Consider the following 11,447-nt stretch of genomic DNA (forward strand, 5'->3'; position numbering starts at 1 on the left):
GTGGGCGTTCCCCGGCTCCGTACAGGTGGCCGCTGTGGACGACCGGCCGTCCCTGAACTCGCCGCCCGCGTATCCGCGGGATCAGATCAGTTCGGCAAACCGGTCGAGGCGGCGCAGGCTTTCGGCTTCGGGTTGAGTCGGTAGGTTGAACAGTGCCTCGTCGACGCCGGCCGCGGCCAGTTCGGCGACGATTTCGGGTTCGGGCGGGACACCGAACATGGTGACCTGCATGGGCCGGTTCGCGCGTTCACGTAATTCGGTGATCCGGGCCGGCAGGTTGTCTGTGCCGCGGCCGTACAGGGGCATCCAGCCGTCGCCGAAGTCCAGGACGCGGTCGAAGGTGGTCGGCCCGGCACCGCCGACCAGGACCGGTGGATGGGGTGTGCGGACCGGTTTGGGGTAGGAGAACACGGGGCCGAAATCGACGAACTCACCGTGGAACTCCGCCTCGTCCTGGGTCCAGAGGGCCTTGATCGCCAGCACGCGTTCGCGCAGCAGCCGCATCCGGGTTTTCGGGTCCGTGCCGTGGTTGCGCATCTCCTCGCGGTTCCAGCCGGCACCCACCCCGAGGACGGCGCGCCCGTTCGATACCCGGTCGAGGGTGGCGACTTCTTTGGCCAGATGGATCGGGTCGCGTTGCACGACGAGCGCGATACCGGTACCGACGCGCAGTCGCTCGGTGACCGCCGCGGCCGCGGACAGTGCGACGAAGGGATCGAAGGTCCGGTAGTAGTGGCGGGGCAGTTCGTCGCCGCCGGGCCACGGCGAGGTCCGCTCCACCGGGATATGCGAATGCTCGGCCAGGAACAGCGAACCCAAACCGCGCTCCTCCAATGCGCGGCCGAGCACCGCCGGGCCGATGCCGTCATCGGTGACGAAAGTCGAAACGCCGTAGTCCACGACCACCTCCTCCACCGGTGCCGAGGCTCTCGCCCCGGCACCGGATATCCAGTCTGCCGAGTTCGGTTCGTCCGGCGCCCTCGGGCGCCGTGAACTCGGATACGAGCCTATCGGGGAGGCACGACCCCAGCCGGCACCGAGGGACGGCGGGCACGGTGGGACCTGGCGAACAGGACGGCAGCAATCGACGCGGGAATGTTCATGAGAAACCCGTACAGGCCGGCCGGCACGGCCATCGTCTCGTTGCCGAGCACGGTGGTCGCAATGGTGATGGCCAGCGCGGCGTTGTGCACCCCGATCTCCATCCCGGCGGCAACGGCATCGGCGGGTTCCACCCCGAAGGCTCGTGGCACCAGATAGCCGACGAGCAGGCTGCAGATACAGAGCAGCAGAGCGACCGGGCCCAGGTCGCCGAGATGACCGGTGACAGTGTCGAATTCCGAGAACAGGGCGGCGGCGACCACGAACACGAGGACACCGGCGGCGGCGAACTTCACCGTGGACTGCCTGCGGCCGGACCAGTCCGGATAGCGCCGGCGCACCCACATACCCACCGCCACCGGAATCAGAACCAGGGCGAAGACCTGAACGAACTTCGCGGGATGCAAGACGATCGCCGCGCTGTCGTCCAGGAACACCGCATAGGAGACGGCGACCACGACGGGCAGCGTGACCACGGCCAGCACGGAATTGATCGCCGTCAGCGTGATGTTCAGTGCGACGTTACCGCCGGCGATATGGCTGAACAGGTTCGCCGAGGTACCGCCGGGTGACGCAACGAGCAGCATCATGCCCACCGCGAGCACTCCGTCCAGACCGAACAGGTGCACCAGACCGAAACAGATCAGCGGCAGGACAACGAGCTGGCAGAGCAGCGCGATCACTGCGGTTTTCGGGTACTTCACGACGCGGGTGAAGTCGTCGGTCGTCAAGGTCAGTCCCAGGCCGAACATCACGATCCCGAGCGCGAGCGGCAACGCCACCGCGAAAATGGTGGAACCCATATGCGTCCTTCCGGCGGCCGAGGCATACCCGGGCCGCGGGCAGCATCGACCTGGGGCTCGCACCGGGAACGGTACCCGGTGCTGAAGCGGTCATCGATACGGTCGCCTCATATCTTGTCGATAGGCGTGCCCGGCGCAACCCGGCGAACTTCGGGGGTGGGCAGGCAATCGCCGGGGTGCCGTAGCAGCAACCGCGGGGCATTGTTAGAGTCCGCGCTGTACACGTTCTCAGGACGGGGTGGAATTCCCCACCGGCGGTAATGGCATCCGGGCCGATCCGGAGGCACGAGCCCGCGAGCGCCACCCTCCGTGGTGGGTCGAGCAGATTCCGGTGCGATCCCGGAGCCGACGGTCACAGTCCGGATGAAAGAGAACGCGGCAGCGGAGTGCCCGGGCACGGGCCGCTCCTGTTCGCGTTGCCATGCCCTGGGTGACATAGCGAAGAGGAGTAATTATGTCGCCCACCTCGAACCGCATCGCTCTGGTCGCCGCGCGCTGGCACGCCGATATCGTCGACCGCGCGGTGCAATCCTGCCGGTCCGGGCTCGCCGGGCACGGGTTCACCGAGGTCGACGTGATCGACGTACCCGGGGCATTCGAGATCCCGCTGCGTATCAAACGGCTGGCCGCGACCGGCCGCTACGCCGCACTCGCCGGCTGTGCCCTGGTCGTCGACGGCGGTATCTACCGGCACGATTTCGTCGCCTCGACCGTGGTGGATGCGCTCATGCGAATCCAGCTCGAGGCCGATGTCCCGGTGTTCTCGGCGGTCCTCACCCCGCATCACTTCCACGAGCACAGTGAGCATCTGACGTATTTCACGCGGCATTTCGAGACCAAGGGTGCGGAGCTGGCCGCCGCCATCGCGGCCACCGTTCAGCGCGATACCGTCGAAGCCCGCTGAACCGGCCGGGCGAGCCGGGTCGGGGTGAGCCGGCCGCGCAGCGTCACCGATTCGCCGAGCTGCCAGTGCCCGGCTTCGGTGACTGCGGCCGCGGTGACCGTTTTACCCGAGGTGAGCAGCAGGCAATCCTGCTTCGCCAGTTCGCAGAGCCGGGCCGCTTCATTGACGGCGTCACCGATCACCGTGAATTCGTAGCGTTGCCGGGCGCCGACATTACCCGCGACGACCCGGCCCTCGGCGATACCGATCGCCGCGTCGAATTCCGTGCCGCCGGTATCGAGCCTGGCGCGGATCGCGCGGCCACATGCCAATGCCGCGCCTGCGGCGTCGGACAGTTGCGCGGGGGTGCCGAACACGGCCAGCGCCGCGTCGCCTTCGAACTTGTTGAGCAGGCCGCCGTGTTTTTCCACCTCGTCCACCACCACGTCGAAGAACCGGTTGAGGATCGCGACCATTTCGGGTGCGCTCAGAGTCGCGGCCATGGTGGTGGAGCCGACGATATCGATGAACAGTGCCGCGGCCTCGACCTCGGCGCCGCCGAGCACCGGCTTACCGGCCAGTGCTGCCTTGGCGACCTCGTGCCCGACATGCCTGCCGAACAGGTCCCGGATCTCCTCGCGTTCGCGGAGCCCGCCGACCATATTGTTGAAGCCGCTCTGCAGTTCACCCAGTTCGGTGCCGTCGTACACCGCGAGCGTGAGATCGAATTCGCCCTTCTCCACTTCGCGCATGGCCCGGCGCACACCACTGATCGGGGCAACGGTCGCAGCCAATGTCTGGATCATCAACAGGGAGCCGATGACGAGGGCCGCACCGCCGAGTGACAGTACGCATACCGCCAGCCGTGTGGTGGTCACCTCGCCGGTGGTCAGCGCGACCACCGCCACCACCATCAGACCCGCCACGGGAAGACCCGAGCCGACCAGCCACATCAACAGCGATCGCCCGAAGACACCGATACCGCTGCGGGCGCGAGAGGTTCTCGCCGACAGCACACGCGAGGTCACCGGCCGCAACGCGAACTCGATGATCAGATAGGTACTGGCACACACCACGATCGCGCTGAAGGTGATGCCGAACGCCACCTTGGGGATCAACCGTGGGTCGGCAATTCCGGCCAGCAGCGTGAGCACGACCACTCCCCCGAACCACAGCAACGCCTGCATACGCACCAGCCGCCGCGGCACCGCTGCGGCCGCGGCCTGCTGTTCCTCGGTGGGCACCGTATCGGGATGGAGGGCCCAGCCCAGTGCGCCCAACCCGCGGGCGGTGCCCCACCACACACCGATCAGGACGGCGACTGCCGCGTACACCGGAGCCGCGACCGCATCGATCAGGATCATCTTCTCCGTGAACACGGAAGGTCCGGGTAGTACGAAACCGATCAGCGTGATCGATACGAAGACACCGGCCAGGTTGGCCAGCACGATCGGCACCGTCAACAGCAATTGGATACGAAGCCGCCGGATTCCCGCAGCCTCCTCCTCACGCCCGAGTAGTCGCGACCCCCATGGTGCCGCCGCGAGTGGGTCGTTGCTCCGCGGCATGTTCTGCCCGCCCTTTCCGGATCCACGCGTACCGAGTGCCGGGTAGACCGGTACAGCACCCGGCCTCAGGCATACCACGCCCTCCGCGCTCCTTACGATCTTCCGGCGTAGCGATTTCTGTGCTCCGCAGGATTGACCGGTTCGAGCGGGAACGGTTTCGGCTCGGAGCCCGGGCGAAGGCGCTATGTCGTGGCGCCGCCGGACAGCAGCCCGGCCTTTCGCGTGTGCAGATCCTCCGGTGCGGGGAACCGGGCTGCCTGTTTTCCGGTGCGAGGCGGCGACCTCACCGACGATCGCGCTTGTCGCGCGTAGGGTCGCGCCATGGCGACTGTTGCTCAACATATGATCTCTGCACTGCAGGTCAGCGGGGTCAGCCGCGTGTACGGGTTGCCCGGTGACAGCTTGAACGGATTCACCGACGCGATACGGCGATCGGACGGCACCATCACCTGGGAGCACGTCCGGCACGAGGAGGCCGCCGCGTTCGCCGCGACAGCAGAAGCCGCGCTGACCGGCCGGCTCGCCGTCTGCGCCGGAAGTTGCGGCCCCGGCAATCTCCATCTGATCAACGGGCTCTACGACGCGCAGCGCACCAGGGTTCCGGTACTGGCCGTCGCCGCGCATATCCCGGTCGCCGAGATCGGATCCGGCTATTTCCAGGAAACCCACCCGGAAGAGTTGTTCCGCGAGTGCAGCGTCTACTGCGAGCTGGTCAGCAGCCCACAATCGGCCCCACGGATCGTGGAGATGGCGATGCGGGCGGCCGTGGAAGAACGCGGGGTCGCCGTCGTGGTGATCCCCGGAGAGGTGTTCCAGAGCCGGCTGCCCGGCGATCGCTGGAGCACCAGACCGGTACTGCCGTCCCGGTCGGTGGTCCGGCCCGACGACACCACACTGCGCCGGGCGGCGGACGTCCTGAACACCGGGTCGCGGGTGACGATTCTCGGCGGAGCCGGGACCGCGGGCGCCCACGACGAGGTCATGGCGCTGGCCGCAACACTGCAGTCTCCGGTCGTGCACGCATTCCGCGGCAAGGAATACCTGGAGTACGACAACCCGTACGACGTGGGAATGACCGGACTGCTCGGATACGCCTCGGGATACAAGGCGATCAAAGAAGCCGATGTACTGCTGATGCTGGGTACCGACTTCCCGTATACGCAGTTCTATCCCGAAGACGCCGCGGTCATCCAGGTCGATATCCGCGGCAGCCATCTCGGGCGGCGCACTCCGGTCGACGTGGGCATGGTGGGCACTGTGCGGGACACCGCCGAGGCGCTGCTACCGCTGCTCGCCCGGAAAACCGATCGGGCCCACCTGGACCGGTCGTTGCAACATTATCGGCGGACCCGTAGATCGCTGGACGAACTCGCGGTCGACGATCGGGGCCGCATCCCCATCCGGCCGGAATACGTTGCCGGTGCGGTGAACCGGTCGGCGGCCGACGACGCGGTGTTCACCTTCGATGTGGGGTCGCCGACGACGTGGGCGGCGCGGTACCTGACCATGAACGGCCGGCGGCGCCTGACCGGTTCGTTCACCCACGGCACGATGGCCTGCGCGCTACCGCATGCCATCGGCGCGCAGACCGCCTACCCCGGACGCCAGGTGATCGCCCTGGCCGGGGACGGCGGAGTGACGATGCTGTTCGGCGAGCTGCTCACGCTGGTACAGAACGACCTACCGGTCAAGGTGATCGTGTTCAACAACTCGTCACTGAACTTCGTGGAGTTGGAGATGAAGGCCGCCGGGGTGGTGAACTTCGGTACCGGCCTGGACAATCCCGACTTCGGTGCCGTGGCCCGCGCGATGGGAATATGGGGGCGCCGGGTCGAGCAACCCGGCGATCTGGAGCCGGCGATCGCGGAGGCGCTGGCCCACGACGGACCCGCGCTCGTCGATATCGTCGTGGCACGGCAGGAACTGACGATCCCGCCGGCCGTCTCGGCGGAGCAGGCCAAAGGTTTCACCCTCTACGCCATCCGCACCATCCTCGCCGGCCGGGGCGACGAACTGCTCGACCTGGTCACCACCAACGTCGCCCGGCGCATCCTCGACTAGGCGGCGCGCGAGCGCAGCGGCATACGGCGCAGGCGTACGCCTGGGCCGGTTGCGGTGTGCCGCCGGGAATTTCTGCGCGGACACCCGGTTCACTCCGTCGGTTGTGCGCCGTGCACACGCGGACCGACCGGCCCGACCGGAGATCTCGTCCAGTTCCCGAAGCCCTATCGCAGATACCACGCTGCCGGTTCATGTCGGGGGCTCGAGCACGCCGGCTGCCCGCCGCCCCGGACAGCGCGGGGACGGATACTTCGCCGGCGGTGCGTTGCTCCCGGACGAACGCGCCGCCCAATGGGAGCCGGCGCGGGCGGCCGCCACCGAAGCAGGCCGGGATCCGGACCGGCTCGAGTACACCCGTTGGAGCGGATTCGATATGACCGGCGAGCGACTCGCGGCTTTCACTGCGCAGGGCGTGGACGGGTGGTGATGAGCGCCGGTTCCGCGGTCCCGGAGGAAAAGCGCGATGAACTGTCGCAGTTCCCCGAACGGTTCCCGGGCGCACACCGGTGAGCCGGCGGTAACCGCGCCGTCGATCGAGCCGATACGAAGCTTGCCGGGCCGGCCCGGAAGGCGCTCGGTCCGCCAGTGGACGGCTCGGCGATCCGCGGGTCAGACCGCGCGGACCAGCGCCTGGCGGCCCCGCAGGTCCGCCAGCAGAACCTCGCCGCTGTGGAAGATCTCGAGGTCCTCGTCCGCGCGCTCGGCGATCCCCGCCGCGCCGAGCGCACAGCGTTTGAACGCCCGGGCCGCGGTACTCAACCGGTGGTGCGCCGAGGAAACCCGGCAGGCCAGTTCGTCGGGCAGGTCGTCACCCCAGACGGCCAGTTCGGACAGTCCCTTGTCCAGGCAGCCGATAGCCCCTCGGCGGACCCATTCGTTGCTGACGAACACATCGGGGGCCAGCAGCACGCTCTCCGGCCACGTGGCGTGCACCGGGGAGGCGAGTGCAGTGGTCAGGTCCAGGACGGTGGCGCCGAGGATCTCCAAGGGGCGGACGTCGTCGTGCTCGGTGAGCACGGCGACCACTTCCCAGCCGCCCATCATCCGGTCGAAGATGAAACCACCCGCATACTGCACCGCGTCCACGGTGTTCGGGGCGACGATCGCGAGCCGGTGCCGCAGGGGGTGGCGCCGGGCGTGCGCACGTACGAGGTCGACCGGATGTAGCCCCGCGCGAATTCCGCACTCGGTGTCGACGAGGCAATCAACCTGCTTATCCCGTGGACCGATCACCGGGTACTCCGTTCGATAAACCAACTGCTGAAACAGTAGAGTCGAACGCACGCCTGTGATGTGGATCTCACTGAAATATTCAGTGTGCTATACATCACAAACCAAGGTCTTTGGCAATGATAACTTTCATCACCTCGCTGGTACCCGCGTAGATGCGGGCCACCCGGGCATCGGTGTAGAGCCGGGCGATCGGGTACTCCATCATGTAGCCGTAACCGCCGAACAATTGCAGGCAGCGGTCCACGATACGGGCCTGCATTTCGGTGGCGAACAGTTTCACCCGGGCGGCGTCCGCGCCCGAGAGTTGCCCGTCCACCAGATCCAGCACCGCCCGGTCCGCCATGGTCTGCGCGGCCTCGACCTCCGCGGACATGGCGGCGAGCTCGAATTTGGTGTTCTGGAACGACGCCACGGGTGTCCCGAAAGCCTTGCGTTCCCGCACATATTCGATGGTCGCGGCTACCGCGGCCCGGGCCTGCGCCACCGAGCCCACGGCCACCGTCATCCGTTCCTGCGGCAGATTGTGGCCTAGATAGCCGAAAGCGACGCCTTCCTCTCCCAGCCGGTTGGCCACCGGCACCCGTACATCGGTGAACGACAACTCGACCGTGTCCTGCACCTTGCAGCCCATCTTGTCCAGCACCCGGCCGCGTTCGAAGCCGGGCATCCCGTCCTCGACGACCAGCAGGGTGAGCCCGGCGCGCCGGTTCGCGGGATCGGTAGTGGTTCGCGCGACCACGATCACCAGATCGGCGAGCAATCCACCGGTGATGAAGGTTTTCGCACCGTTGAGGACGTAGTGATCGCCCTCGCGGACCGCGGTGGTGCGGATACCGGCCAGATCGGAGCCGGTGCCCGGTTCCGTCATGGCGATCGCGGTCAGCAGGCTGCCGTCGGCCAGGCCGGGGAACCACCGGGTCCGCTGATCACGGTCGGCATACTCGAGGAAATACGGCAGGATCACATCCAGCTGGGTACGAACCGTACCGAGCGTGACCAGCGCGCGTTGCGCCTCCTCCTGCAACACCACGTTGTAGCGGTAGTCGCGGGTGCCCATACCGCCGTATTCCTCGGGTATGGCGGTACCGAGCAATCCGAGTCCGCCGAGCCGGCGGAACACCTCACGCGGCATCTGCCCCTGCTTCTCCCATGCGGGATAGTTCGGGACGACTTCCTTTTCGATGAACTCCCGCGCAAGGTCCCGGAAGGCCTCGTGGTCGGGGCTGAACAGATCGCGGCGCATAATTCTTCCTAGGTAATAAGTTCCACGACGGTGGCATTGGCCGTACCGCCGCCCTCACACATGGTTTGCAGTCCGTAGCGAATTCCGTTGTCGCGCATGTGGTGCAACATCCGGGTCATCAGCACGGCACCGGAGGCGCCGAGCGGATGGCCCAGCGCGATCGCACCACCGAGCGGATTGACCAGGTTCGGATCGGCCCCCGTTTCGGCGAGCCAGGCCAGCGGAACGGGAGCGAATGCCTCGTTCACTTCGAAAGTCCCGATATCGGCGAGCGATAGGCCGGCCTTGCGCAGTACCTTCTCGGTGGCCGGAATCGGGCCGGTGAGCATGAGTACCGGGTCGGCGCCGGCCACCGCGCCGGCCCGATAGCGGGCCAGCGGGCGCAGGCCCAGCTGGGCCGCCAGATCGGCCGTGGTGATCAGCAGGGCGGCGGCGCCGTCGGAGATCTGGGAGGAGTTACCGGCGTGGATGACACCGTCGTCCTGGAACGCCGGTGTCAGGTTCGCCAGTTTCTCCGCGCTGGTGCCGCGCCGGATCCCTTCATCGGCGGTGACCACACCCCCCTCGGTGAATTCGCCGGCCGCAGCGGTGACCTCGACGATCTGCTCCCCGAACGCCCCACGATCCTGCGCCGCGGCGGCCAGTTCATGCGACCGCGCCGAATATTCGTCGAGAATCGAACGGCCGAAACCCCATTTCGCGGAGATGAGTTCGGCGGATAATCCCTGGTTGAAGGAGAAATCGTCGTACCGCGCCAGCACGGCCGGGCCGTACGGCTGTCCGGTGGCCCGCGCGGCACCCAGCGGCACCCGGCTCATCACCTCGACACCCCCGGCGACGACCACATCCTGCTGGCCCGACATCACGGCCTGCGCCGCGAAGTCCAGCGCCTGCTGACTCGACCCGCACGCCCGGTTCACCGTCGTCCCCGGAATGGATTCCGGCCATCCCGCCGCCAGTACCGCGTAGCGGCCGATATTGCTCGACTGATCACCGACCTGGGACACACAACCCCACACGACATCGTCGATGAGCTGCGGGCTCACCCCGGTCCGCTCGACCAGCTCCCGCAACACCACCGCCGACAGGTCCGCGGCATGCATCGCGGACAGCCCGCCCTTCCGCTTGCCGACCGGTGTACGCACCGCACCGGCGATCACTACTTCGCGCATCTACCCACTCCGTTCCGAGACGTCCCCGCCGAGGCCGTCCATACCCGGCACGCCTGCGAGGCGTCTCTTTCGACCGGCTTGTTCGCCGCTGTCCCTATCATCGCGAACCGCGAGCCCCAGGCCCACGCCCTTCTCCGGCCGGACAGCTGGAAAGCCACTGCTGATCGCGGATCCTGATCCGGCACTCGGCCGAGTGCCGATGCCTCCCGGGCCGCCGCCACAGGGTGCCGGCCCGGTCCCCGGAGAGCTACCGCCCAGGAGTGTCCGACCCGGGATTCGGTCCCGACCCGATCGCCCCGGCGACCCGCGGTGAACCTCCCGAACCGGCGTGTCCCATTCTCGTACGCGGGCCGCGCCGATTCGGACGGCCCGGCGCCTGATCGCGCGGGCCATCCTGCGGTCATCTGCGGCCCGGTCCACCGGGTACCGCTGCAACCCGTTCGGCCGACGCAGGCCGGGGTCACCCTGATCGGGGCCGGCAGGCTCCTGCGGGATCCAGGTGCTTCCGGCAGTCGAGGGCACACCTCGGCTACTGGTCATTCTTCCGGCTCCCGACCGCCTTCGCTCCCCCTGGGGCATCGCCGTTCCCTGCGCGCGGCAGCGCCCATGCGCCGGTGAACCCGGGTGCTCGTTTCTCGGCAAAGGCCGCATAGGCCTCGGGGGCGTCGGCGGTGGCGAAATTGACTCCCTGCGCCCGGGATTCACCGGCGAGCGCCTCCCGGAGCGTCGCATCCGCACCTTCGTTGAGCAATGCCTTGGTCTGGGCGAGCGCGACCGGCGGACCGGCCGCCAGCCGGGCGGCGAGATCATCGGTGAACCCGTCGATCTCGTCGGCGGCGACAATCCAGGTGACCAGTCCGAGCGCTTCGGCGCGGGCGGCATCGATGGTTTCGGCGAGCAGTGCCAGCCGTTTCGCCTGCTGTAACCCGATCAGTTTCGGCAGCAGCCAGGAACCGCCCAGGTCGAGCGAGAGACCGCGCCGGGCGAAGATCTGCGCGAACGTCGCCTCCGGGGTGGCCACCACGAGATCGCAGCCCAATGCCAGGTTCCAGCCGGCACCGACCGCCACCCCGGTCACCTTGGCGACGGCCGGGGTCGGCAGTTCGTGCAGTTGCAGCGCCAGATCGCTGAATATCCGCATCTTGTCCATGGGGTGCCGGGCATCGGGCACCGAGATATCGGCACCCGAGCAGAAGGCACCGCCGGCTCCGGTGAGCACCAGGGCGCGCACCGACCGGTCCAAACCGGTATCGCGCAGAACGTCCGCCAGGTCGCGCCACATGGCCCAGGTCATCGCGTTCTTGCGGTGTGGACGGTTGAGCGTGACGGTGCGGATGCCGTCGTGATCGGCGACGAGCAGTTCACCGGCACTGCCCACGGCGT

At 67.7% G+C, this 11,447-nt stretch carries 10 protein-coding genes and 1 riboswitch; of the genes, 3 read left to right on the forward strand and 7 right to left on the reverse strand.

Annotation, left to right across the window (positions count from 1 at the left end):
• Positions 1–81: 81 nt before the first annotated feature.
• Both NFL01S_RS14765 and NFL01S_RS14770 read right to left on the reverse strand, forming a co-directional pair.
• Positions 82–900 carry an LLM class F420-dependent oxidoreductase gene (locus NFL01S_RS14765; RefSeq protein ID WP_062975911.1) on the reverse strand — a complete coding sequence of 273 codons (819 nt, stop codon included), beginning with the start codon at positions 898–900 and terminating at the stop codon, positions 82–84.
• A gap of 107 nt (positions 901–1,007) precedes the next feature.
• Complete coding sequence (locus tag NFL01S_RS14770) at positions 1,008–1,904, reverse strand: bile acid:sodium symporter family protein (RefSeq protein WP_062975496.1); 897 nt, start codon at positions 1,902–1,904, stop codon at positions 1,008–1,010.
• A 220-nt stretch (positions 1,905–2,124) separates the two neighbouring features.
• A riboswitch (FMN riboswitch) is annotated at positions 2,125–2,283 on the forward strand.
• Positions 2,284–2,358: 75 nt separating this feature from the next.
• Between NFL01S_RS14770 and NFL01S_RS14775 the strand changes: the two genes are divergently transcribed.
• Complete coding sequence (locus NFL01S_RS14775) at positions 2,359–2,808, forward strand: 6,7-dimethyl-8-ribityllumazine synthase (protein WP_062975498.1); 450 nt, start codon at positions 2,359–2,361, stop codon at positions 2,806–2,808.
• Here the strand turns inward: NFL01S_RS14775 and NFL01S_RS14780 are convergent.
• Entirely contained in the window at positions 2,781–4,355 is a 1,575-nt protein-coding gene (locus NFL01S_RS14780) for an adenylate/guanylate cyclase domain-containing protein (protein ID WP_062975503.1), read from the reverse strand. The genes NFL01S_RS14775 and NFL01S_RS14780 overlap by 28 nt on opposite strands.
• Before the next feature lie 321 nt (positions 4,356–4,676).
• Here NFL01S_RS14780 and poxB point away from each other — a divergent pair, with 321 nt between their 5' ends.
• Positions 4,677–6,416 carry a ubiquinone-dependent pyruvate dehydrogenase gene (gene poxB, locus NFL01S_RS14785; RefSeq protein ID WP_062975505.1) on the forward strand — a complete coding sequence of 580 codons (1,740 nt, stop codon included), beginning with the start codon at positions 4,677–4,679 and terminating at the stop codon, positions 6,414–6,416.
• 103 nt (positions 6,417–6,519) lie between these two features.
• A complete protein-coding gene (locus NFL01S_RS37600) occupies positions 6,520–6,843 on the forward strand; it encodes an LLM class flavin-dependent oxidoreductase (protein WP_210744788.1) in 324 nt (107 codons plus the stop codon).
• A 182-nt stretch (positions 6,844–7,025) separates the two neighbouring features.
• Here the strand turns inward: NFL01S_RS37600 and NFL01S_RS14795 are convergent, their stop codons facing one another.
• The 4 genes from NFL01S_RS14795 to NFL01S_RS14810 form a co-directional block, all read right to left on the reverse strand.
• Entirely contained in the window at positions 7,026–7,649 is a 624-nt protein-coding gene (locus NFL01S_RS14795; protein WP_084492684.1) for a hypothetical protein, read from the reverse strand.
• A 94-nt stretch (positions 7,650–7,743) separates the two neighbouring features.
• The gene (locus NFL01S_RS14800; RefSeq protein WP_062975509.1) at positions 7,744–8,892 is read right to left on the reverse strand and encodes an acyl-CoA dehydrogenase family protein; all 1,149 of its coding nucleotides are present in this window, start codon (positions 8,890–8,892) and stop codon (positions 7,744–7,746) included.
• A gap of 8 nt (positions 8,893–8,900) precedes the next feature.
• Positions 8,901–10,064 (reverse strand): thiolase family protein, encoded by a 1,164-nt coding sequence (locus tag NFL01S_RS14805; protein ID WP_062975511.1) that lies wholly within the window; start codon positions 10,062–10,064, stop codon positions 8,901–8,903.
• A 529-nt stretch (positions 10,065–10,593) separates the two neighbouring features.
• Positions 10,594–11,442 carry an enoyl-CoA hydratase/isomerase family protein gene (locus tag NFL01S_RS14810; RefSeq protein ID WP_062975913.1) on the reverse strand — a complete coding sequence of 283 codons (849 nt, stop codon included), beginning with the start codon at positions 11,440–11,442 and terminating at the stop codon, positions 10,594–10,596.
• Between the last annotated feature and the right edge of the window lie 5 nt (positions 11,443–11,447).

This window comes from Nocardia flavorosea NBRC 108225, from assembly GCF_001613385.1.
GTDB lineage: Bacteria > Actinomycetota > Actinomycetes > Mycobacteriales > Mycobacteriaceae > Nocardia > Nocardia flavorosea.

Coding starts and splice junctions, on each gene's coding strand:
- NFL01S_RS14805 (WP_062975511.1), bottom strand. CDS start 10,064: ATGCGCGAAGTAGTGATCGCCGGTGCGGTGCGTACACCGGTCGGCAAG.
- NFL01S_RS14775 (WP_062975498.1), top strand. CDS start 2,359: ATGTCGCCCACCTCGAACCGCATCGCTCTGGTCGCCGCGCGCTGGCAC.
- NFL01S_RS14800 (WP_062975509.1), bottom strand. CDS start 8,892: ATGCGCCGCGATCTGTTCAGCCCCGACCACGAGGCCTTCCGGGACCTT.
- poxB (WP_062975505.1), top strand. CDS start 4,677: ATGGCGACTGTTGCTCAACATATGATCTCTGCACTGCAGGTCAGCGGG.
- NFL01S_RS14770 (WP_062975496.1), bottom strand. CDS start 1,904: ATGGGTTCCACCATTTTCGCGGTGGCGTTGCCGCTCGCGCTCGGGATC.
- NFL01S_RS14780 (WP_062975503.1), bottom strand. CDS start 4,355: ATGCCGCGGAGCAACGACCCACTCGCGGCGGCACCATGGGGGTCGCGA.